This window comes from Gloeomargarita sp. (genome assembly GCF_053491055.1).
Genome location: NZ_JBRCEP010000071.1, coordinates 1 through 22,607 on the forward strand (window position 1 = coordinate 1; position 22,607 = coordinate 22,607).

Annotated in this window: 18 protein-coding genes; 10 read left to right on the forward strand and 8 right to left on the reverse strand. The window is 53.3% G+C overall.

Annotated features, from left to right (window positions below):
* Positions 1-154: 154 nt before the first annotated feature.
* Positions 155-1,270 (forward strand): methyltransferase domain-containing protein, encoded by a 1,116-nt coding sequence (locus tag ACWISF_RS07865; protein ID WP_448381034.1) that lies wholly within the window; start codon positions 155-157, stop codon positions 1,268-1,270.
* On the opposite strand, the gene ACWISF_RS07870 is transcribed toward ACWISF_RS07865, so the two are convergent.
* Entirely contained in the window at positions 1,267-2,736 is a 1,470-nt protein-coding gene (locus tag ACWISF_RS07870; RefSeq protein WP_448381035.1) for a DUF2779 domain-containing protein, read from the reverse strand. The genes ACWISF_RS07865 and ACWISF_RS07870 overlap by 4 nt on opposite strands.
* A 36-nt stretch (positions 2,737-2,772) precedes the next feature.
* Between ACWISF_RS07870 and ACWISF_RS07875 the strand changes: the two genes are divergently transcribed.
* The 5 genes from ACWISF_RS07875 (at position 2,773) to ftsH3 (ending at position 11,293) form a co-directional block, all read left to right on the forward strand.
* Positions 2,773-4,233, forward strand: coding sequence for a cobyric acid synthase (locus tag ACWISF_RS07875; protein ID WP_448381036.1), 1,461 nt, complete (start codon positions 2,773-2,775; stop codon positions 4,231-4,233).
* 123 nt (positions 4,234-4,356) lie between these two features.
* On the forward strand, positions 4,357-6,360 hold the full coding sequence (locus ACWISF_RS07880; RefSeq protein ID WP_448381037.1) for an NAD(P)H-quinone oxidoreductase subunit 5: 2,004 nt from the start codon (positions 4,357-4,359) through the stop codon (positions 6,358-6,360).
* A 36-nt stretch (positions 6,361-6,396) separates the two neighbouring features.
* A complete protein-coding gene (locus ACWISF_RS07885) occupies positions 6,397-7,944 on the forward strand; it encodes an NAD(P)H-quinone oxidoreductase subunit 4 (protein ID WP_448381049.1) in 1,548 nt (515 codons plus the stop codon).
* A gap of 79 nt (positions 7,945-8,023) precedes the next feature.
* Complete coding sequence (murA, locus tag ACWISF_RS07890) at positions 8,024-9,316, forward strand: UDP-N-acetylglucosamine 1-carboxyvinyltransferase (protein WP_448381050.1); 1,293 nt, start codon at positions 8,024-8,026, stop codon at positions 9,314-9,316.
* Positions 9,317-9,457: 141 nt separating this feature from the next.
* Complete coding sequence (gene ftsH3 / locus ACWISF_RS07895; protein WP_448381038.1) at positions 9,458-11,293, forward strand: ATP-dependent zinc metalloprotease FtsH3; 1,836 nt, start codon at positions 9,458-9,460, stop codon at positions 11,291-11,293.
* A 42-nt stretch (positions 11,294-11,335) separates the two neighbouring features.
* Here ftsH3 and ACWISF_RS07900 read toward each other — a convergent pair whose 3' ends face one another.
* The 6 genes from ACWISF_RS07900 to ACWISF_RS07925 all read right to left on the reverse strand — a co-directional run bounded on the left by ACWISF_RS07900 (position 11,336) and on the right by ACWISF_RS07925 (position 18,311).
* Positions 11,336-12,445 (reverse strand): glycosyltransferase, encoded by a 1,110-nt coding sequence (locus tag ACWISF_RS07900; protein ID WP_448381039.1) that lies wholly within the window; start codon positions 12,443-12,445, stop codon positions 11,336-11,338.
* Positions 12,438-13,538, reverse strand: a complete 1,101-nt coding sequence (locus tag ACWISF_RS07905) for a glycosyltransferase family 4 protein (RefSeq protein ID WP_448381040.1) — start codon at positions 13,536-13,538, stop codon at positions 12,438-12,440. Before ACWISF_RS07905 ends, ACWISF_RS07900 begins: the two co-directional genes overlap by 8 nt.
* Before the next feature lie 9 nt (positions 13,539-13,547).
* The gene (locus ACWISF_RS07910; RefSeq protein ID WP_448381041.1) at positions 13,548-14,735 is read right to left on the reverse strand and encodes a glycosyltransferase family 4 protein; all 1,188 of its coding nucleotides are present in this window, start codon (positions 14,733-14,735) and stop codon (positions 13,548-13,550) included.
* A gap of 62 nt (positions 14,736-14,797) precedes the next feature.
* On the reverse strand, positions 14,798-15,340 hold the full coding sequence (locus ACWISF_RS07915) for a Uma2 family endonuclease (protein ID WP_448381042.1): 543 nt from the start codon (positions 15,338-15,340) through the stop codon (positions 14,798-14,800).
* 170 nt (positions 15,341-15,510) lie between these two features.
* Positions 15,511-16,758: a DUF4912 domain-containing protein gene (locus tag ACWISF_RS07920; RefSeq protein ID WP_448381043.1), complete on the reverse strand. Its 1,248-nt coding sequence runs from the start codon at positions 16,756-16,758 to the stop codon at positions 15,511-15,513.
* Between the two features lie 110 nt (positions 16,759-16,868).
* Positions 16,869-18,311, reverse strand: coding sequence for an NADP-dependent isocitrate dehydrogenase (locus ACWISF_RS07925; RefSeq protein WP_448381044.1), 1,443 nt, complete (start codon positions 18,309-18,311; stop codon positions 16,869-16,871).
* Positions 18,312-18,388: 77 nt separating this feature from the next.
* On the opposite strand from ACWISF_RS07925, the gene ACWISF_RS07930 reads away from it, so the two are divergent.
* The 3 genes from ACWISF_RS07930 to bchM are packed head-to-tail and all read left to right on the forward strand — an operon-like array spanning position 18,389 to position 20,863.
* Positions 18,389-18,727 (forward strand): hypothetical protein, encoded by a 339-nt coding sequence (locus ACWISF_RS07930; RefSeq protein WP_448381045.1) that lies wholly within the window; start codon positions 18,389-18,391, stop codon positions 18,725-18,727.
* Between the two features lie 28 nt (positions 18,728-18,755).
* Complete coding sequence (locus tag ACWISF_RS07935) at positions 18,756-20,099, forward strand: LCP family protein (protein WP_448381046.1); 1,344 nt, start codon at positions 18,756-18,758, stop codon at positions 20,097-20,099.
* Positions 20,096-20,863: a magnesium protoporphyrin IX methyltransferase gene (bchM, locus tag ACWISF_RS07940; RefSeq protein WP_448381047.1), complete on the forward strand. Its 768-nt coding sequence runs from the start codon at positions 20,096-20,098 to the stop codon at positions 20,861-20,863. Before ACWISF_RS07935 ends, bchM begins: the two co-directional genes overlap by 4 nt.
* Here the strand turns inward: bchM and tpiA are convergent.
* On the reverse strand, positions 20,841-21,590 hold the full coding sequence (tpiA, locus tag ACWISF_RS07945; RefSeq protein ID WP_448381048.1) for a triose-phosphate isomerase: 750 nt from the start codon (positions 21,588-21,590) through the stop codon (positions 20,841-20,843). The two genes, bchM and tpiA, sit on opposite strands and share 23 nt — an antisense overlap.
* A gap of 155 nt (positions 21,591-21,745) precedes the next feature.
* Here tpiA and ACWISF_RS07950 point away from each other — a divergent pair, with 155 nt between their 5' ends.
* Positions 21,746-22,216, forward strand: coding sequence for a phosphomannose isomerase type II C-terminal cupin domain (locus ACWISF_RS07950; protein WP_448381051.1), 471 nt, complete (start codon positions 21,746-21,748; stop codon positions 22,214-22,216).
* Positions 22,217-22,607: the final 391 nt, after the last annotated feature.

The window sequence follows — 22,607 nt, forward strand, 5'->3', positions numbered from 1 at the left end:
TTCTGATGCTCATACCAAATAACTCACTAACCTCAACTAGTTTTGCCCCCTTTAAGACTGCTGCGACTGCTTTTTGACGCAAATCGTAACTGTATGGTCTTGCCATCGCTTTTCTCCACAGCATCTATCCTATAATACGACGACCTTACCCTGCTTGACTACAAAAGCACATATTGTGGGTGTGGATTTATCGGAAAAATCAATTGAATTAGCCCGTTATCGCTTATGTCATCATGGGATAAAAAGATGTGAATTTCACGTCATGCCTATTGAGCAAATTAGTTCTCTGCGCTATCAATTTGATTACATTAACTGTGATGAAGTTATCTACCTATCCGATCATCCAGGTCTGACATTACAGGCCTTAGCCCAGGTCTTAAAACCCCAAGGTATCCTGCGGGTCAATTTCCATGACCGCTACCAGCGTCTGGAACAATATCGTGGGCAAGAATTTTTTGAGTGGCTTGGTCTCAAAAAAAATAATCCTGAAGAAGAGGCAATTCATACAGTGCGTGTCATTATGCAACAGTTGCGGGACGACGTCAGTCTCAAAAAAAATTGTTGGCAACCTGCTTTAGGTAAGCGTTTAGATAAGTTGGGTCAAGAGTATATTTTAATGAATTATTTGTTCCAATGTGATAAAGGATTTAGCCCCTTAGAGGTTCGTGACTACGTAGAATTTGCTGGCTTAGAATTGATCGAAATGGTACGCTGGCGTAAATGGCGGTTGATGGAATTATTCACTGATCCAGACAATGTACCTACTGTGATTGCTGCTGCTGTAGCAATGGCTACCCCCTGGGAGCAATTTTATCTGGTGGATTTGCTCCATCCCGGCGAGCGACTGATTGATTTTTGGTGTGGTCATCCCCAACCGACTCAAACAACGCAATTAACACCGATATCTTGGATTTACTTACACCCCCAATTGCAGACAGAATTGCTAAAATCAGCGTGGCAAATGGCTTTAGAGAAAAGGCAATCTTTCACTCTGTCTAACTTTCTGAAAACCCCGGCGCAAAGTTCCTTTTTTCAGGCACAGGTAATCTTGGATTTTGTTGCAGCCACAGTGCTATGGCCTCTGCTAGAAATACCTATGCAATTCCATGAAATACAGACGCGCTGGCTAGAACTGTATCCCCGTGACTGGCATACAGGTCAGCCGACCGATGCCGCAACCGTTGCAAGTCAATTAACTGAGTTATTGCTCATGTTGGAACAGTATCTTTATGTTCTGATTATCTCGGATAATAAACGCGAAATGTATTAGGTATTTTGCACAAGATTGACTAAGTAACGGTGCAGTTCAACCATTGCTAGAGTATCTTGATGACAATACGCTCGCAATTCTTGCCAGGTTTGCGCCTGAGTGACTAAATCATCTGAGTTGATAGCCATTTCCCAGCGGTTTTTCGCCATGTCCCCCTGACTGATGGCCAATTCTTGATAACTCAAATGGGGAATGAGAACGGGTAACACTTTTTTGAGTGACGTAGAACCCAAGAAAGCTGGGTGCTGATAATGGTGCTGAAAAATGACCATTTGATCCCACAACCGGTCAACAATACTGTTCAGTTGTGGGGCAAACTGGGGCATAAATTCCGCTAATTCCCGTAGGACAGATTTTTCGTAGCCTTGATTGTAAACAATCACAGAACCCTTATGACCAATTGCCTGAACCAGAGCTTCAACGAGCGGCAGACGGGGGTCTTCCCGATTCGTGTGGAGATACTCACAATGACTCAGTTCTCCATCTTCGGTGAGAATATGACAGCTAAATTGAAAGGGAATTCGCTGGTAGGGACGCATGCCGTGAAATCGTGGGATTGCTGGATTTGTAGCTTCAAAATCAAAAAAGTATAAGGGGTAAACAAGCTGGTCTAATAACTCCCGAATGGCTGCATGATCGATATAAATTTCCTGTTTGAGATAGCAGTCTAAGAACCGCTGTTGGTTGGGTGATAGGGTGCTGATAAAATCTCTAGACAAATGCTCAAGATGGAAGGTGTTTTCAGCAATGAGTGCTGCTTTCTTTTTCTTGTCTAGGTAGGGAATTTGGAAAATAGAAATTTCCGGGACATTCTGCCAGCAGTAGTCTTTGAAAGGACAGGGGTAGGGTTGGTGACAATGATCCCCAATCGGATACTCTAATTCTGTTGCTTGGTTTAACCATGCCTGAAACTGTTCTAACCGCTGGGGCATTTGCGCAACAATACTTTGCACCTGGTCGGTAACATCCGCTTGGATAAATAAATTGCTCAGATCAGGGTAAAAACAATCCTGGCTGTTGATGTGCATAACCGATGCTTTGCCTAAAGAAATACCATTCATCTGGATTACATACCATTGAATGGCTAAATCTTCGAGATATTCTTCTTTAACTTTAGTACTGGACTTGATTTCGATAAGCTCCCAGGCATTAGCCGCAATTTTGCGTAGTACGTCAGCTTTCACCAGAATTCCTTCCCAGGCAAAGGTGGCCTCAAATAAACACTCAACTCCTTGAGTGAGTAAATCCATTGTTTTTTCTTGACATTTTTGGTTACTAAAACCACTGACCAGTACTCCGTCAGGAAAGTATTTCCGCCCTAAAATGCCTACTTCTGTGCCCTGTTGCCATTGAGTTTTTTGATTCTCAGAAGGAGGACTGGCTTTTTCCGGCGCATGAACATCAAGCCATAAATACTTGGGACATTGCACACCTTTCATGTAGCGGGATTTTGTTAAATAATTCATGATGGCTGCCGTGAATAGAGAGGATATGTTCCTATTATGCCCGCTCTCATGGTAGTTGGTTGTACGTCGAATGCGGGGAAGTCGTTGCTGGTGACGGCGCTGTGTGGTTGGCTGGCCCAGCAGGGCTATCGGGTTGCTCCGTTCAAAGGGCAAAATATGGCACTCAATGCCTACGTCACGGCGGATGGGGGGGAAATGGGTTACGCTCAAGCGGTACAGGCATGGGCAGCAGACATTGTACCGACAACTGCGATGAATCCGATTCTGCTTAAACCCCAAGGGAATCAGACTTCCCAGGTGATTATCCGGGGACAGGTTGTGGGGGTTACGCAGGCAGCAGATTATTACCAAAATTACTTTGAGCGGGGGTGGCAGGCCATCACAGAGGCCTTGGCGGAATTGCAACGGGAGTACGACTACATTGTGTGTGAAGGGGCAGGTTCACCGGCAGAAGTTAATCTCAAACATCGGGATTTGACCAATATGCGGGTGGCCAAGTATCTCCAGGCAAAAACGATTCTCGTCGGTGATATAAATCCGGGAGGTGTGTTTGCCCATATTGTTGGTACGTTGGCGTTGCTGGAACCGGAAGAACGGGCACTCATTAAAGGTTTAGTGATTAATAAATTCCGGGGGCAATTATCCATTTTGCAACCGGGATTGGACTGGTTAGAAAATACGACCGGGATTCCGGTATTGGGCGTGATCCCCTGGCTGGAAACAGCATTACCGGCCGAAGATTCCTTGAGTTTGTGTACTTGGCAAAAGGGTCATACGGATTTACAAATTGGCATTATTCGTATGCCTAGAATTAGTAATTCAACCGATTTTGACCCCTTATTGGCTGAGCCAACCGTGCAGGTATATTACATCCAGTCGGCGCAGGATTTTGGTACGCCGGATGCGGTGATTTTGCCTGGGAGTAAAACTACCCTTTTGGATTTGGATTGGTTGCACCAAATGGGTTTGTCACAGCGGATTAAAACCTATTTTCATCAGGGGGGATGGGTCTTAGGAATTTGTGGCGGGATGCAGATGTTAGGAATGGATGTGACAGACCCAGCAGGTTTAGAAAGTAATGTGACGTATAAAGAGGGTTTGGGTTTGTTACCGATTAGGACTGTGATTACCGGCAATAAAATTACACAGCAACGGGAGGTTTTGTCAGTTACTCCCGTACCGGATTTAATGGTTAGAGGTTATGAAATTCATCAGGGTTTGACCCAGGTTCTTGGCGAAATTAACCCCTTATTCACTGATCCCAACCTGGGTTATGTAGATAGTACCGGACGCATTTGGGGCACTTATTTGCATGGGGTGTTTGAAAATGGGGCATGGCGGAGAACGTGGTTGAATCAACTCCGTTTGCGGCGGGGATATACACCTTTATCCGTGCAGGTACCGGATTTCCCACAGCAGCGGCGGCAGATGCTGCAACATTTGACCCAAGCGGTGGCTGAGTGGATTCCTTGGGCGCGATTCTTGAAGGATTCCTGATAACTGGGGACGGCGGGGCGGTGAATCCCTATCCAGGCGGCGGATTTGGGGTTTAATGGCTGTGAGAGTGTCCTAAATTTGTGGCAAAATGTTAACGGTTTTGTCCCTGTGCGCAGGATACCTATGGAACAGTGGCTCTACGAACATGCTTGGCTGATACCCGTGCTGCCTCTCCTGGGGGCAGCTTTGGTGGGAACCGGGTTGATTACCTTTGGGGAATGGACCAGTCGCCTGCGGCAGGGGAATGCAGTGTTGGTTTTGCTGCTGATGGGTGGGTCGCTGAGCCTGTCGGCAGCCTTGTTCTGGAGTCAGGTGTTGGGGCATGAACCCTACACGTGGCGTTTCATTTGGGCGGTGGCTGGGCCGTTTCACCTGGAGATGGGGTTGGTGGTGGACCGGCTCAGTAGCTTGATGCTGGTGATTGTCACGACAGTATCGCTGCTGGTGATGCTCTACAGCGATGGCTACATGGCGCATGACCAGGGCTATTCCCGCTTTTTTGCCTACTTGAGTTTGTTTGGCGCTTCGATGTTGGGGCTGGTGCTGAGTCCCAATCTGGTGCAGGTGTATGTGTTTTGGGAATTGGTGGGCATGTGTTCCTACCTGCTGATTGGGTTTTGGTATGACCGGGTGGCCGCCCGCGAGGCGGCGCAAAAGGCGTTTATCGTCAACCGCGTGGGGGATTTTGGCCTGTTGTTGGGGATTTTGGGGTTTTATTGGGCCACGGGGGAACTGGAATTTACTGCGATTGCGAAACAGGTGGCGGCGTTGTTGGCGGCGGGAAGTTTGCCGGTGTGGCTGGCAACAGGGTTTGGGATTTTGGTGTTTTTGGGGCCGGTAGCCAAGTCAGCACAAGCGCCTTTGCATGTGTGGTTGCCGGATGCGATGGAAGGTCCAACACCGATTTCGGCGTTGATTCATGCGGCGACGATGGTGGCGGCGGGGGTGTTTTTGCTGGCCCGGATGATGCCGGTGTATGAGCATTTGCCGGTGACGTTGCAGGTGGTGGCCTGGACGGGGGCGTTTACGGCGTTTTTGGGGGCGACGATTGCCCTGGCCCAAAACGACATCAAAAAGGGGTTGGCCTATTCGACCATTTCCCAGTTGGGCTATATGGTGATGGCGATGGGGGTGGCAGCGCCGGTGGCGGGGATGTTTCACCTGATGACCCATGCCTATTTCAAGGCGATGCTGTTTCTGGGTTCTGGGTCGGTGATTCATGCGATGGAAGCGGTGGTGGGACATGACCCGGTGCGGGCGCAGGATATGCGTAATATGGGCGGGTTGCGGAAATATATGCCCATTACGGCGGTGACGTTTTTGATTGGGACGCTGGCCATTTGCGGCATACCGCCGTTTGCGGGATTTTGGTCGAAGGATGAAATTCTCCAGGTGGTTTGGGAAGCCAATCGGGGACTGTGGCTGGTCGGCTGGCTGACGGCGGGGATGACGGCGTTTTATATGTTTCGGATGTATTTCCTGACCTTTGGGGGGGAATTTCGCGGGTTGGCGTTTGGGCCGGGGGCGATGCGGGTGGAGGAGTTGGCCCATGCGGAACCCCACGCTCAGGCGGCAAAACCCCATGAATCCCCTTGGACGATGACGTTGCCCTTGGTGCTGCTGGCGGTGCCGTCGGTGTTGGTGGGGTTGGTGGGGCTGCCGTTTGGGAATTATTTCGAGCATTTTTTGCAGGAGCCGGGTTCGGCGTTGCAGGTGGTTCCTGACCTGGCGGGGTTTGATTGGGGTGGGTTTTGGTTAATGGCCGGGTCGTCGGTGGGGGTGGGGTTGGTCGGCATTGCCCTGGCGTGGGTCTGCTATGGGGGTAAGTTTACGGGGGTGGAACCTCTGGCGGAGCGGTTCCCGCGGCTGTACGAGTTTTTGGCGCACAAGTGGTACTGGGATGACCTGTATGAGCAATGGTTTGCTCTGCCGTTGCGGCGGTTGGCGCGGCAAGCTCTGGAGACGGACTATCGCATCATTGATGGGTTGGTGAATTTGACGGGGCTGGTGACGCTGGTGACGGGGGAGGTGCTCAAGTACCTGAACAATGGCCGGGTGCAGAGTTATGCTTTGGTGATTTTGGTGGCGGTGCTGGGTTTGGTGTTGGTGTCTGGCTTGGCTTTATGACCGTTTGCTAACCCGTTGGTGGAGGTAGGGCTTGTGGTGGCGGATTTTCCCTGGTTGACGACAATTATTCTCCTGCCGGTGGTGGCATCGCTGCTGATTCCGGTGTTGCCGGACAAGGACGGGCGGACGGTGCGGTGGTATGCGCTGACGGTGGGGTTGGTGGATTTTGCGCTGATTGCCTATGCCTTTTGGTCGGGTTATGACCTGGATTCGGCGGAATTGCAGTTGGTGGAGCGGTATGCCTGGTTGCCCCAAATTGGCCTGAATTGGTCGGTGGGGGTGGACGGGCTGTCAATGCCTTTGGTGTTGCTTACCGGGTTTGTGACGACGCTGGCAATTTTGGCGGCTTGGCCGGTGACGCTCAAACCCCGTCTGTTTTATTTCCTGATGCTGGCGATGTACGGCGGGCAGATTGCTGTGTTTGCCGTGCAGGATATGCTGTTGTTTTTCCTGGTGTGGGAGTTGGAGTTGCTCCCGGTGTATCTGCTGTTGGCGATCTGGGGTGGGTACAAACGTCAGTATGCGGCCAATAAGTTCATTGTCTATACGGCGGGGGGGTCTTTATTTATTTTGGTGGCGGGGCTGGCGCTGGCGTTTTATGGGGATACGATCAGTTTTGAGATGCGGGATTTGATGCTCAAGTCCTATCCCCTGGTGTTGCAGTTGTGGTGTTATGGGGCGTTTTTGATTGCCTATGCGGTGAAGTTGCCGATTTTCCCTTTGCATACCTGGTTGCCGGATGCGCATGGGGAGGCGACGGCGCCGGTGCATATGTTGCTGGCGGGGATTTTGCTGAAGATGGGGGGCTATGCCCTGATACGGATGAATATGGAAATGCTCCCGGAGGCCCATGCGGTGTTTGCGCCGGTGTTGGCGATTTTGGGGGTGGTGAACATTATCTATGCGGCGTTGACCTCGTTTGCCCAGCGGAATCTGAAGCGTAAAATTGCCTATTCGTCTATTTCCCACATGGGGTTTGTGTTGCTGGGGATTGCCTCTTATACGACAACGGGGTTGAGCGGGGCGGTATTGCAGATGGTCTCTCATGGGTTGATCGGGGCGAGTTTGTTTTTCCTGGTGGGGGCCACCTACGACCGTACCCATACGTTGATCCTGGAGGAAATGGGTGGGGTGGGGCAGAAAATGCCCAAAATTTTTGCCATGTTTACGGCCTGTTCGTTGGCGTCGCTGGCGTTGCCGGGGATGAGTGGGTTTGTGGCGGAATTGATGGTGTTTATTGGGTTTGCCACCAGTGATGCCTATACGTTGCCGTTTAAGGCGTTGGTGCTGGTGTTGGCGGCGGTGGGGGTGATTCTCACACCCATTTATCTGCTATCGATGTTGCGGCAGATTTTCTACGGGCCGGAGAATGAGGAATTGGTGGCCCATGAAAAATTAATTGACGCCGAGCCGCGGGAGGTGTTTATTATTGCCTGTTTGCTGGTGCCGGTTATTGGCATTGGCCTGTATCCCCGCTTGATGACCAGTATGTACGACGCCAAGACAACGGCGGTGACGGCGCTGGTGCGGCAGGCAATGCCGCGTTTGCAAACGCCTGTGGGAATGTCCCGTCCGACCGCTTGATTTTCCGGCGGTCTAGAGTAAGATGAGACCAAGGTGGGCTGGTGCAGCGCCATCGGGGTTGGGTGTTGAGGAGTTGGACATGACCATCCAGGCGGCGGAATTGCTCAAGGCGGATGCCGTGTTGCGTATCCGGGGCGGGGTGCCTTTGCGGGGGGAAGTGATGGTGAGTGGGGCGAAAAATTCGGCCTTGGCGGTGATGGCCGGGGCGCTGTTGTGTCCCCAGGAGTGCCGGATTCGCAACGTGCCCGATTTGGTGGATGTGCATCGCATGGGGCAGGTGTTGACCGCCTTGGGGGTGAAGGTGCGCTATGACCGGGGGGTTTTGGACCTGGATGTGAGCCATTTGCACCGTTCTTTGGCGCCCTACGAAATTGTCAGCCAACTGCGGGCGAGTTTTTTTGTGATTGGTCCTTTGTTGGCGCGGTTGGGGGTGGCGCGGGTGCCGATGCCAGGCGGGTGTGCGATTGGGGCGCGCCCGGTGGAATTGCACGTGCGGGGGTTGCAGGCGATGGGGGCGGTGGTGCAGATCGAGCATGGGATGGTGCATGCCTACGCCCGCAAGTTGAAAGGGGCCAATATTTATTTGGATTACCCCAGTGTGGGGGCGACGGAAACCCTGATGATGGCGGCGACGTTGGCCGACGGGGAAACGGTGATCGAAAATGCCGCCCAGGAGCCGGAGGTGGTGGATTTGGCGAATTTCTGCCGCAGTATGGGGGCAAAAATCCGGGGGGCGGGGACGAAAACCATTACGGTCGTGGGCGTGCCCCGTTTACACAGCACCGAATACAGCATTATTCCCGACCGGATTGAAGCAGGGACGTTCATGGTGGCGGCGGCGATTACCCGTTCGGAGGTGGTGATTGCGCCGGTGATCCCTGAGCATGTGACCGCGGTGATGGCGAAGTTGAATGAGATTGGTTTTCAGGTGACGGTGGAACCCCCCAATGCGGTGCGGGTGCATCCGGGGGCGGGCGTGTACACGGGGACGGATATTGAAACCCTGCCGTTTCCCGGCTTTCCGACGGATATGCAGGCGCAGTTTATGGCCTTGTTGACTCTGAGCGAAGGCAGCAGTGTGGTGACGGAAACGGTGTTTGAGAACCGCCTGCGCCATGTGGCGGAACTGCAACGGTTGGGGGCGAATATCCGGGTCAAGGGCAACCACGCGGTGATCCAGGGGGTGCCGTTTCTTTCGGGGGCGCCGGTGACGGCCACGGATTTGCGGGCTTCGGCGGCATTGGTGTTGGCAGGGTTGGCAGCCCAGGGGGAAACGGTCATCAGCGGCCTGCACCACCTGGACCGGGGCTACGAACGGTTGGAGGAAAAACTGCGGGGGTTGGGAGCAGATTTGGTGCGGGTGCCTGCTTAGCAGGCTTCTGGTTGCCCGTGGCCCAGCCGCAGGCCGGTTCAGGGGTCGTTTCCTAGATTTTGTAACAATTGTTCACAATCCGGTGGCTTGGGTTACCATGGAAAAAAACAATTTTTTTCCGTTCGCGAAGGAGTCGGGCCGGTGAATAAGCGGTGGCGCAACGTGGGGCTTTATGTGTTGTTGGCGATTGTGGTGGTGGCCTTGGGCACTGCCTTTTTTGACCGCCGTCCGCAGGTGGAGGTGTGGCGTTACAGCCAATTTATTGATGCGGTGCAGGCGGGGCAGGTGGCCAAAGTGAGCATTACCTCAGACCGGACGCAGGCGGAAGTGGTGCGCCAAAACGGGGAACGGGTGATGGTGAATCTGCCCAACGACCCGGATTTGATCAACATCCTGACGGAAAAGAATGTGGATATTTCGGTGATTCCTCGGCGGGAGGAAGGGTTTTGGTTCCGGGCGGTGAGCAGTTTGTTCCTGCCGGTGTTGTTGCTGGTGGGGTTGTTCTTTTTGTTGCGGCGGGCGCAGGCGGGGCCGGGTTCCCAGGCAATGAATTTTGGCAAGTCGCGGGCGCGGGTGCACATGGAACCCCAAACCCAGGTGACCTTTGCGGATGTGGCGGGGATTGACCAGGCCAAGCTGGAATTGGCGGAAGTGGTGGACTTTTTGAAAAATGCCGACCGGTTTACCGCCGTTGGGGCGAAAATTCCCAAGGGGGTGTTGCTGGTGGGGCCGCCGGGAACGGGGAAAACCCTGTTGGCGCGGGCGGTGGCCGGAGAAGCAGGCGTGCCTTTTTTTAGCATCTCCGGTTCTGAATTTGTGGAAATGTTTGTCGGCGTGGGGGCGTCGCGGGTGCGGGATTTGTTCGAGCAGGCCAAGCAAAATGCCCCTTGCATCGTGTTTATTGATGAAATTGATGCGGTGGGTCGCCAGCGGGGAGCCGGTTTGGGGGGTGGCAACGACGAGCGGGAGCAAACCCTCAACCAGCTTTTGACCGAAATGGACGGCTTTGAGGGCAACACGGGGATCATTATTATTGCGGCGACCAATCGTCCGGATGTGTTGGATGCGGCCTTGTTGCGCCCAGGGCGGTTTGACCGGCAGGTGGTGGTGGACCGTCCCGACTACAAGGGGCGGTTGGAGATTTTGCAAGTCCACGCCCGCGGGAAAGTGTTGGCTCCCGATGTGGATTTAGAAAAAATTGCCCGTCGCACGCCGGGGTTTACCGGGGCGGATTTGTCCAACTTGCTGAATGAAGCGGCCATTTTGGCGGCCCGCCGTTCCTTGAGCGAGATTTCCATGGACGAAATCAACGATGCGATTGACCGGGTGTTGGCTGGGCCGGAGAAAAAAGACCGGATGATGAGCGAGCGGCGCAAAGCCCTGGTGGCCTACCACGAAGCGGGTCATGCCCTGGTGGGGGCGCTGATGCCTGATTACGACCCGGTGCAGAAAATCAGCATCATTCCCCGGGGGCGGGCAGGGGGTCTGACCTGGTTTACCCCGAACGAGGACCGGATGGATTCGGGTTTGTACAGCCGCAGTTATCTGCAAAGCCAGATGGCGGTGGCGCTCGGTGGGCGGGTAGCGGAAGAGATCGTCTTTGGCGAGGAGGAAGTCACCACCGGGGCGGCCAACGACCTGCAACAGGTAGCACGGGTGGCGCGGCAGATGGTCATGCGCTATGGCATGAGCGACCGGGTGGGGCAGGTGTCTTTGGGGCGCAGTCAGGGCGGTATGTTTCTGGGGCGGGAAATTGCCATGGAGCGGGACTTTTCCGAGGAAACCGCCGCGTTGATTGACGAAGAGGTACGCCGGTTGATTGATGCGGCCTACCAACAGGCCAAACAGGTGCTCACCAGTAACCGGGTCTTGTTGGACAAATTGGCGCAAATGTTGATAGAGAAAGAAACGGTTGATGCGGAGGAACTGCAAGAGCTGCTGGACAGCCATGAAGTGGTCATGGCGCCCTTGATTTAATCGCGTTGCTGGGGCGGGGTGAGGTGTTAGCCCTGCCCCTATTTAACTTTTCTCGTAAATTCCCAACAGGGTTGTCCCCAATTTTTCTAAACCTAAATATGCTTCTGCAAACCGGCGGCCATTTTCACCCATTCTTTGCCGTTCTGCCTGGCTGAGATGGGCAAGTGTAATAATGCTTTCTACTAAGGTTTCCGGTCGGGTAGGGTCAAAAATCAAACCGCACTTTGCCTGTTCAATAATCAGCCGTTGGTCACTGACGTCAGAAGCAATAATCGGTCGTCCGGCAGCCAAATAGTAGGAGAGTTTGTAGGGGTATTGGCTCTCGGTAACTGCCCCCCCAATGCGACTGGAAATCAAAGCCTGACATCGGCTAAAAAAGTGATTTTCTTCACCAACAGGCACCTTGGGAATCACCGTGAGATTGGCAGGCAGAGGGTCAGGTAATTGAATTTGATAGAGATCAGGTTGAATGCCCCCCAAAACAAAGTGGACGTGCGGGTAATTTTTTAACGCTTCAACCGCCTGGAGAATTAAGTCAATCCCCTGCCAAAAATTACCATTTCCCAGATAACCAAGGGTCAGAGTTTCACTGGTAGGCCAGGGCATCGGCTGAATCATGTCCAGGTCAACCGGTCCCCAAAGAACCGAAATTTTTTTCTCTAAACTCTGCCCAAACAATTGCAAAATTAATTTTTTTTGACTGTAACTCATCGCAATAATATGATGGGCAAAACGTAAACTTAACAAGTCAAAAAACTGAAATAGATGCCGAGCCAGCCAACTGCCACGGGTCATTTCATAACAGGTCAAGCCATGGATTTCCGTAATAATTTTTACCTGGGGATGGTGCATTTTATAGAGCAGGGCACTGAGAATTCCGGTGGGAGTCACTAGGTGAATCACATCCGGTTGAAATGTCTGGAGGGCATGTAAAACTTGGGCAGTAAAACGGTCTAAACGAAACCGAGGTCGTCGGTGGCGACGGGGTTCCCAAACTTCAGAAATCACTTTGACATAAGCATCTCTGCCCCCTGTGGCACAGACCAGCAATTCACAATGATTATTCAGCACTTGAGCCGTTATATTTGCACGCACCGGCGTTCCCGAAAGTCGTGCTAAATCAAAAGGACAAATCAAAGCCACTTTAAGCATGAGTTAGTTGCTGAAATAACTGGAGTAAATTGTGCATGAGCCGGTCTAGACTATGGTATTTAATAATTTGTTGGCGGAGATAATTACCAATCATTTGTCGCTGTTCATCCTCCAAAGAAAGAATTGCCGCTAATTTCTGGGCCAAATCCTGGGGGTTGGCGTGGGTGAATAATAACTGCTCCGCATAGATGCCCAGAGTTTCCCGAAACCCGCTATTTGCTGCTAAACAAACCTTGCCACAGGCCATTGCTTCCAAAGCTACCTTATCCCCGAAACCCGTTGGTGTCAGATTCACATAAACCGTACAACGCCGATAAATCTCTGGTAATTCATACATCGAGACCGCCGGTTGAAATGTGACCACAGATGCCAAGTTTAATCGCTGGACTTGCGCCTGCAGAGACTGCACATAAATTGTATCCTGAACATTTGTCGGATTCCCCACAATGAGTAATTTAACTCGATGGGATGTCTGGGAAATCAAATGCCCAACCGCAGTAATTAATGTGCCATAATCTTTCACCGGAGAAAGGCGACCGACTGCTAAGACTAAGGGGCATTGGTCATGAGGATGATTAGCTGTGAACTTATCTACGGATGGATTACTTGAAGGTGCAAATAAATCTGTATCAATTCCCTGCCCAACAACGACTAACTTATCATGGCGGTAGGGATAGGCAGTGGCAATACTGGTCACCATGCGTGTTGAGAAATGATGGGCAAGTTTGAGTTGACCGGTTAAACTCGGATGGGCATACCAGGTGACAATGGGAATCCCCAAAACTTTTAAGACGGGGGCGGCCAAATTCGTAAAAATCGGGGTCATGTGTGAAAAACATAAATCAATAGATTGAGATTGGAGAATACGATACAGAAATCTGTAAAAACGTATGGCTCGTCGGGGTTCACTATAGCCCCATTCCTTACCCAGGGAATAGACCGTGATATTCTCTCGCAGTTTTAATACCCCAGAACGCATGGTAATCACATGAATTGTTGATACCTTTTCAGCCAGTTTATTTAACCAAAGCGTTGTAAACCCCAGAATTGGGTCATGGGCATCGGTCGCTAAATTAAACACTAAAATGTTCATGGATTTAACCTACGATTGAGATGGCATACATAACTGGCAAATCTTTTGGTAACCCTGATAGTAAATCTCTGGGCTGAAATAGCTTTGGACAAACTCCCGTCCCCGTTGTCCCATTGCCAGCACTTCATGAGGATTTTCTAGCAAATAAATTAGCTTCTCTGCCAGCGCATTTTCATCCCCAGGGGGTACTAAAAAACCTGTCACCCCCTCTTTGATGATATCAGGGATACCACCAACAGAACTGCCAATCACCGGCGTACCCGCTGCCATCGCTTCGACCAAAACCCGTCCCAAACCTTCTGAGAGCGAAGGAAGTACTAAGACACTACTTTCGGCAATTTGATAACAAAGTTCCTGCTGAGGTATTTCCGGTAAAAAAATCACCTTTTCTGATAATTCCTGTGCTGCAGTTTGCTGTTTGAGAGATTGGAAATAATCGGGATTTTCCGGGCGGCCGATAATGCGTAATTCACTTGCCGGTACCCTGCGTACCACTTGACCAAAAGCTGTAATGAGATGCGTTAGTCCCTTGCGGGGAATCAAAACCCCCACATATACAACGGTTAATTGTTTCGATGTCACCTGGGAACCTGCATCCCAAAAGGAACCTATATCCGTCCAGGCCATAAATTCTACGATGGGAGTATCCGGAGCATATCGTTTGAGTTGCTCTCGCACCGCATGAGAAATTGAGCGTAGAACATCGGCTTGGTTGAGAGTGGCACGGGCGACACTTTGCATAATTTTTTTATACAAATTCGGCCATAAAACCCTTCGTTGTAGAAATAAGTAATGTTCAAAATCCCCATGACTTTCCACCACTAAGGATAGGGGGTGGCCCCACCATTTAACTAAATTTTTCACCCAAACCGCCGCGAGAGCCTCGTAGGGACTTTGCGCGATGATGATTTGAATATTGTAGCGCAGAACCAACCAGATCAAAATTATAGGAGTAATCATGTAAAATTGCATATAACGCAATAAGGGAATAGGTAAATTGGCCAACAGATAAAAACTAGCTTCTTGTTGAAAAAAACGGGGTCGCCAATCTACAGAAAATCCGATCACGAATAGCGTACCTAAATTTTTGAGCAAAGCGAACTTTTTTTGATGGGTAGTACTCAAGGGATAGGTATAGCGAGCGCCACCAAGAAAACCAATGCGATAGTGACCTAAACAAGCTTGGGCGTCAGTCATAAACGAATCGGTAAAACAATATGTTTAGTATATACATCACTTTGTGAATTTGTTGTACCTGATCAACCCAATAATTCATCAACACCAAAAACAAGTTCTGGGAATTGCAAAGGTGCGAACATCTGCCCTCGCTGCAAAATCTGTTGTGTTTCCTGGCGATAGACTTCCAGGCAATCGGCATCCAAGTTAATGAGCCAAACTTCGGGAATGCCTGCTGCCAGATACAGGGGAACTTTTATGTCTCGGTCATAAGCAATGCTTGTGTCAGCAACTTCGATAATCCAGTAAATATCTGGGGGTGTGGGATGCCCTGCCAAGTAAAAATCATCCCGCCAGCGCACAATGGCCACGTCCGGCTGCGGCTCCGAATCTGCTAGCGTAATCGGGTTTTGGATGATATGTAATGCTCTTTGGTTCAAACGCCTTCCTAAAATTACGTTGAGACGATTCACGCCAGCGGCATGACGGCAGTTAATGGGCGACATGGTGACCAGCTCTCCGTGAATCAATTCCAGCCGCTCATCCGGGGCAAAAATACCAGCCTCGATCATCCGGTGATATTGCGCGACGCTGAACCGGTGGCGAATCATTTCACGGGTGGACATCAATTGACTCCTCTAGGCTGAAGTCATAGACGATACGTCGGCAATTTCCGCAATTCCTTAGTCAAAAAATGCCTGCTTTTATATTACCTTCACCATCACAAAAACGATAAACCCCCCCAAACACACAAGGGGGGGTAACGTGACTATTTCGGATCAGAATGGCCGCTACCTTAACCGTGCAACCATTCCTCTACCGCTTCTTCGCGGGTGTTGGTGCGGCGTGCCAAGGTACGGCGGTCAAAGGTCATGTGGATTTCCCGGTTTTGCTCCCCATCGGCAGCCACCGCAAAAATCGGGAAGTCCAAATTCCCATCCGGGAAGCTCATCTGGAAGCGGAACGTACCATCGGGATTGAGTTTAATGGGTCGCCCACCCACCGTGACCGTCGCATCCGGCTCTGTCGCCCCATAGACGATCAATTCCGCATCCGCCACCAACCAGAACTTGCGTGGCCGAATGGGGGGCACAGAAGCGGCAAACCCAATCCCCGACATCCCCACCCCCGATAAGGTGGGAATCGCCCAGCGGCCAATTCCTGAGGGGAATACGTAGGAACTGATGGCAAATTCGGCGCTGCTGACCAGCGAACCCGGCACGTGCTGCATGGAACCATACAGGGAACCCGCCACCCGCATGGATTCCACCCCGCCTGCCAGCTGCATAATCTCGTCGTAAACGGGCGTCTCTACCGCAGGTTGCCGTTCGCTCGGCGGCACCAACTGGAAGAACGTCCGCCCCCGCAGGTCTTCCTCAAAATCAATGGTGATGAAATGATCCTCGACCCAATCCGAGGGATACACCGGCGGAATCCGCACCGGCGCCGAACGCGCTAAACGCAACCACCGCCCGTCCGCACAGCGATAGCCAATTTCCACCACGTAATCCCGGTCGCTCACCGGAATTGGCAAATACCATTCCCGCGCCAACTCATCGCAGGCGTATTCCTGCACACTGTGGGGCGCCTGCACCGCCAAATTGATCCCGGTGGCATCGTACAACCGTAGGGCCAACTGCTGCCCCCCCTGACGGCGGCGCTCCTCCCGCACCTCATTCGGGATGTCCCAATAGGCATAGGCCCACTGGGGGTCGCGGGGCATCAGCACAATGCGGGTCTCCCCATAGCCCCCCGGCAAATCCGGTAACCCTTGATCCACATCCTTTAACTTGGTCGCCACACCAGCAGCCGCCGGTTCGGCCAATTCTTCCTTCAATTCGTCTTTCGCAGTATCCACAGTGGTTTTCGCCTCCTGCATCATCGGGGAATGGTGGGAATAGGTCATCTGCAATTCAGCCGCCCGGATGGCAGTCACCAAAGAGGCCTTGCGCATCCGACTGTAACGAGAAATCCCTAGTTCACTGGCACGACGGCGCAGCTCCCGCAGGGTCATCTCTTCAAGCGGCGTGTCTTCTTGGGTCATAAGGTTTAGAACCCGATACCGGGATCGCAACGTTACCCCTTAATCTAAGCAAAAATTCCCAGGGGATCAAGCCACATCCCCCCTCTTTCGCCCCCAAAACCGCCTAAATATCAAGATTTCTTGACATGTTCCATCTCCCGCACGATGGCGCGGGCGAACCCGGAGCAGGAAAGGGGGGGGTCTACCGGGGGGGTCATCAGCCGTGCCAGATCGTAGGTCACCTGGCGCTGGGCAATGGCCCGTCCTAAGCCGGTTTGGATCAAGTCGGCGGCCTCTTGCCAGCCCAAAAACTCCAGCAGCATCACCCCTGACAGGATGAGGGAGCCTGGATTCACCCGGTCTTTGCCCGCGTGTTTGGGAGCAGTGCCGTGGGTGGCCTCAAAAATGGCGCAGGTATCGCCGATGTTGGCCCCAGGACCCATCCCCAGCCCCCCGACAATCGCCGCCGCCGCATCCGCAAGGTAATCCCCGTTCAAATTCATCGTCGCCAGGATGGAATACTCCTGGGGCCGGGTTTGAATTTGTTGAAACATACTATCGGCAATCCGGTCGTTGACCATTACCTTGGTACGCCATTGCCCCTGGCCGTGGGTGTCGCCGATTTGCGCCAGCACCCGTTGCACTTCGGCAGCAATGGCCGCCTGTTTTTGGGGGGGTAAATGGTCATAGCCAGGTTCGATGAGTCGAGCATTTTCCACGATGCTAATTTCTGGGTTGCGCTCGACATTTTCTAAAATCCAAGCTTCCCGTTCCGTGACGCATTGCTGGCGAAATTCCGTTTGTACCAACTCATAGCCCCAGTCCCGAAACGCGCCTTCGGTGTATTTCATGATGTTTCCCTTGTGGACCAGGGTCACCACCTGCTTCGCCGGGGGCAAGCGCAGGGCGTGTTGGATGGCCCGGCGAATCAACCGTTGCGAACCGGTTTTGCTAATGGGTTTGATGCCGATGCCGCTATCCGCCGGAATTTTTTTGCCCTGGTGTTCGGGCGTGGCCGGGATGAATTGTTCATTCAAAAGGTGAATCAGTTCCTGCGCCGGTGGGCTGTCTGCGGGCCATTCGATGCCCAGATAAATATCCTCGGTGTTTTCCCGGTAAATAATCACATCCAATTGTTCCGGGTGGCGGTGGGGCGAGGGCGTGCCGGGGTAATAGCGACAGGGCCGGATGCAGGCGTACAGGTCAAAAATCTGCCGCAGCGCCACATTCAAAGAACGGATGCCCCCCCCAACCGGCGTGGTCAGCGGGCCTTTGATCGCCACCCCATATTCGCGAATGGCGGTGAGGGTGTCCTGGGGCAAGTACTGAAATTCGCCATACACTTCGCAGGCTTCATCCCCGGCGTACACCTTGAACCAGTGAATCTTGCGGGCAGAACCGTAGCACAATTCCACCGCCCGGTCCAACACCAATTGCGTCGCCGGCCAAATATCCACCCCCGTCCCATCTCCCCGCACATAGGGAATGATCGGGTCGTCGGGCACCTGGGGCACGCCGGGGGCGATGAAGGTAATCCGCCGGCCCTGGGCCGGTGGGCTGATCTTGGCGTACATGGGTCGCAAACGCGCTGGGAACAGGCATTGGCAGTTAATGTACCATAATCTTCAGCGTTTCCCTTGGGCTGGCGGTCGTGGACGAGCGAACCCGGTTGCGTTTGCTGTTTTACCTGTTGCCGGTGGTGGGCTTGCTGCCAGCGGTGGTCAATCTCTTGACGAATTACTCCCGCTCGCGCTGGGAACGGCAAGTGAGCCGTGACGTCATTACCGTTACCGGGCTGTGGCTGGTGACCTATCTTCTCTTGGCCGGTTTGGCGCAACAGGAATCCCTGGGCCTGCCGGCTTTGGTGGTCAACAGTATCCTCACCTCCGGCTATTTCCTGTGGCAGGTGGGGTGGATGGTGCGGGTCTGGCGGGCGGCATCGAGCCGGGGGGCGCGCCGTTTCCCGGGAGGGCCGTTTGGGTTAAGTTAGATTAGCGCTTGTGAGGTAGGTTGTGTCTATGACTCCGACTCCCACCCGTGTGGCTCCGGCGCGGTTGCGCCGCCGGGGGGTGGCGTGGGGGTGGTTGACTCTGTTGACGGTGCTGGGGCTGACTTCGGCGGCAGCAGGGGCGGGTTTGGCCCTGTTGTTGCAGGGGACGCCGCTACAGCAGCGTTGGCTCAGCCAGGAGGAAGCGAAAACCTTTTTGGGTGAACCCATCGCGCGGGGATTTTGGGGGGTGCCCCGGCTCAGCCGCCCGGTGAATATCTTGTTTATGGGCATCAAAGTGGTGCGCCTAGACCCCCAGGCGGGCTACCAAAAACGGGTGAACGATTTTGAGGGGTTAACCGACACGATGATCCTGGTGCGGTTTGACCCGACCCAAGGCACGGTGACGGCTCTGTCCCTGCCGCGGGATACCCAGGTGCTGATCCGCGATGACCCCTACAGCAAGTTAAATGAGGCCAATGCCAAGGGGGGGCCAGCGCTCGCGGCGGCAACGGTCAGTGCTCTGTTGGGCGGGGTGCCCATTGACCGCTACGTGCGGGTGAATCCCATGGGCATTGAGGCGTTGGTGGATGCCCTTGGCGGGATTACGCTCCATGTGCCCAAGGATTTACGCTATCAGGACGACAGCCAGCATTTGTACATCAATCTCAAGGCGGGGTTGCAGAAACTCAATGGGAAACAAGCCCTGCATTTTCTCCTATTTCGCCAGGATGATTTGGGGGATATTGGGCGGATTCAGCGGCAACAGATGTTTATGCGGGCGTTCCAGGAGCAGGCGTTGACGCCCCAAAACCTGACCCGTTTGCCGCAGATTTTGGCGGTGATCAAACAGTATGTGGATACGAATTTGACCGGGGAAGAACTTGTGGCGCTGGCGAAGTTTGCCCAGGAAACCTCACGGGAGAAGTTTCAAATGATTTTGTTGCCGGGGCGGTTTGGCACTGGTGGGCAGTTGGCAAGCTATTGGATTCCCGACCCGACCCGGATTCAGCAGGTGGCGGTGCAGCATTTTGGTCTGGCGGTTCCTGAGGCGACGCTCCCGACGATGCATCTGGCCCAGATCGAGGTGGTGCTCCAAGACAGTACCGGGGAACAGGGGGCGGTGGCGGCGGTGACGGCAAAGTTGCTGCAAGCGGGCTACCAGCGGCTGTATCGGGAGGTGCCCTGGCCGGAGACGCTCAATCAGACGGTGATTATTGCCCAGCAGGGGAATGTGCAGGCGGCGGCAGCGGTGCAGGCGGCGTTGGGCTTTGGGGAAGTGCGGGTGGACAGCACCGGGATTCTCAACTCGGATGTGACGGTGCGGATTGGCCGGGATTGGCGGTTCCATCTGGCACCAGCAGCGAGGCCATGAAACTGCATACAATCAACAGTGGGTCGTTGGGGGCCGTTGCCATGCACGCAAAGCTGCCGCTGGATGAGAAACTCCTGGTCAAGGATTACTTCAACGGGACGGGTTTTGAGCGTTGGCGCAAGATTTACGGCACGGATACGGTCAACCGGGTGCAGGCGGATATTCGCGCCGGGCATCAACGCACGATTGCCACAGTTTTGGCCTGGTTGCCGGAGGATTTGCGGGGGGTCACGGTGGCGGATGTGGGCTGTGGGACGGGCAGCCTGACCATCCCTTTGGCGCAACGGGGAGCACGGGTGCGGGCTAGTGATATTGCCCCGAAGATGGTGCAGGAAGCGAAAAACCAAGCCCTACCCCAGCGCGATGCCCAAGGGCAGTTCATTGACCGCCATATCGAATTTGTGGTGGGGGATTTAGAAGAATTACAGGGTATTTACGATGTGATCATTTGCCTGGATGTGCTGATTCATTACCCTGCTGGGCAGGCGCAGGCGATGCTTCGCCATTTGGCCGGTTGCGCCCGCGACCGTTTGATTGTGAGTTTTGCCCCTCACACCTGGTTCTACAGCGCCCTCAAACGGGTGGGGAGCCTGTTCCCAGGGGCGAGCAAGGCCACCCGCGCCTATTTGCACCCTGAACCGGTGATGGTGGCAACCCTCACGGCTTTGGGCTGGCAGTTGCGGCAGCGCGCCCAAATTAGCAGCCGGTTTTATTTCGCCTGTCTACTGGATTTTGCCCGTCCTAGCGCGTCTTTTGGTAGTTGACAATCCGGGCAAACCCCTGGGGGTCAAGGCTGGCTGTGCCTACCAACACCCCGTCAATCTCCGGCATGGCCATCAGTTCGTCAATGTTATCGGGTTTCACCGAACCGCCGTACAAAATCCGCACATTTTCATTGCTTTGACTGGATACTTGTGGCAAGATGCTCATTTCCTTGCGAATCAGGCCGATCACCCGGTTGGCTTCTTCCGGGGGGCAGGTGTTGCCTGTGCCAATGGCCCAGATGGGTTCGTAGGCGATGATCACCTGGGAGATTTTTACCCCCACCAAGGCCTGGGCCAGTTGCGCCAGAATGTGGGCTTCGGTGAGTCCCTGTTGCCGTTGTTCGTCGGTTTCGCCCACGCAGAGGATGGGGGTCAGGCCGTAGCGTTGGGCGGCTTTAAGGCGCAGGTTCACCCGTTCGTCCGTCTCGCCGAAGTACTGGCGGCGTTCGCTGTGGCCGACAATGACATACCGCACCCCCAAGTCGGTCAGCATGGGTGGGCTAATTTCGCCGGTGTAGGCGCCAGCGGCTTCCCAGTGGACGTTTTGGGCGCCCAGGGCGATGCGGGTGCCGATGAGTTTTTCGGCCAGGACAGCCAAGGCGGTAAACGGCGCACACAGGACGATTTCCTGGTCACTGGTGGCCACCAAGGGGGCAAACTCCTGGAGAAAAGCCAGCGCCTCTTGGCGATTTTTGTGCATTTTCCAATTCCCCGCGATGACGGCCATAGCGGTTGTGCTACCCTCAAAACCCCATGTTTAGCTAGTGTACGCCAATCCGGTGTCCGTGTGATTGCTCCTTGGGGGTATAATCAAAACAAGGTTCTGTCCCCTTGCTGCACGAGGTTTTCATGAATCCGAGTTCTCGCCAAACCGTACCGCCAATGGCGACCAGTCGCGGGACGGTACCCCCAATACCGACCGCTGGGGGGCAACTCTCAGGAGCGGCGACGGAATTGCGTCCCTGGGGGAGTTTTACCGTGTTGGAAGAGGGGCGAAATTACAAAATTAAACGCATTGAGGTCAAACCGGGGCATCGGTTGAGTTTACAACTGCATTACCACCGCAGCGAACATTGGATTGTGGTTTCCGGCACGGCCAAAGTCACCTGTGGCGACCGGGAAATGCTGTTGACGGCCAACGAATCGACCTATGTGCCGCCCTGTACGCCCCATCGGCTGGAAAATCCGGGGCTGATTAACTTGGTGCTGATTGAGGTGCAAAACGGTCAGTATCTGGGGGAAGACGACATTGTGCGCCTCCAGGATGACTACGCCCGCGTGCCTGCGGCAGAAGCCAAAGCTGAGAATCAGGGGGGTTCGTCTGGTCAAGTGCCATCGGCATCCAAAGACTAGACTGGCTGTTACCTCAGCCAAGGTAGAGAAAAGAAATTCCCGGCCAATGTCAAAAAAATAAATCGGCACTGCCTTAATTGGGGAAACAAGTATTTGCTTCAATGCTTTTTGTCTATATACATTTTTAGGGTGATTAGGGGGTACAACCCAGTCATGTGGAACTCTGCAACAAAAGTTCATAAATTCACGTCAGGCAACATGCTTAGTGAGAAAATTTTTTGTTATGGTCATTTTGGTTTAGAATGGGACACTATAGTCAAGCAGGGTAAGGTCGTCATATTATAGGATAGATGCTGTGGAGGAAAGCGATGGCAAGACCATACAGTTACGATTTGCGTCAAAAAGCAGTCGAAGCAGTCTTAAAGGGGGCAAAACTAGTTGAGGTTAGTGA

Bases quoted from the DNA above. Each gene is read 5' to 3' on its own strand.
- ACWISF_RS07870 (WP_448381035.1), bottom strand. From the start codon at position 2,736: ATGAATTATTTAACAAAATCCCGCTACATGAAAGGTGTGCAATGTCCC.
- ACWISF_RS07875 (WP_448381036.1), top strand. From the start codon at position 2,773: ATGCCCGCTCTCATGGTAGTTGGTTGTACGTCGAATGCGGGGAAGTCG.
- ACWISF_RS07880 (WP_448381037.1), top strand. From the start codon at position 4,357: ATGGAACAGTGGCTCTACGAACATGCTTGGCTGATACCCGTGCTGCCT.
- murA (WP_448381050.1), top strand. From the start codon at position 8,024: ATGACCATCCAGGCGGCGGAATTGCTCAAGGCGGATGCCGTGTTGCGT.
- ACWISF_RS07900 (WP_448381039.1), bottom strand. From the start codon at position 12,445: ATGCTTAAAGTGGCTTTGATTTGTCCTTTTGATTTAGCACGACTTTCG.
- ACWISF_RS07905 (WP_448381040.1), bottom strand. From the start codon at position 13,538: ATGAACATTTTAGTGTTTAATTTAGCGACCGATGCCCATGACCCAATT.
- ACWISF_RS07910 (WP_448381041.1), bottom strand. From the start codon at position 14,735: ATGACTGACGCCCAAGCTTGTTTAGGTCACTATCGCATTGGTTTTCTT.
- ACWISF_RS07915 (WP_448381042.1), bottom strand. From the start codon at position 15,340: ATGTCCACCCGTGAAATGATTCGCCACCGGTTCAGCGTCGCGCAATAT.
- ACWISF_RS07920 (WP_448381043.1), bottom strand. From the start codon at position 16,758: ATGACCCAAGAAGACACGCCGCTTGAAGAGATGACCCTGCGGGAGCTG.
- ACWISF_RS07925 (WP_448381044.1), bottom strand. From the start codon at position 18,311: ATGTACGCCAAGATCAGCCCACCGGCCCAGGGCCGGCGGATTACCTTC.
- ACWISF_RS07935 (WP_448381046.1), top strand. From the start codon at position 18,756: ATGACTCCGACTCCCACCCGTGTGGCTCCGGCGCGGTTGCGCCGCCGG.
- bchM (WP_448381047.1), top strand. From the start codon at position 20,096: ATGAAACTGCATACAATCAACAGTGGGTCGTTGGGGGCCGTTGCCATG.
- tpiA (WP_448381048.1), bottom strand. From the start codon at position 21,590: ATGGCCGTCATCGCGGGGAATTGGAAAATGCACAAAAATCGCCAAGAG.
- ACWISF_RS07950 (WP_448381051.1), top strand. From the start codon at position 21,746: ATGGCGACCAGTCGCGGGACGGTACCCCCAATACCGACCGCTGGGGGG.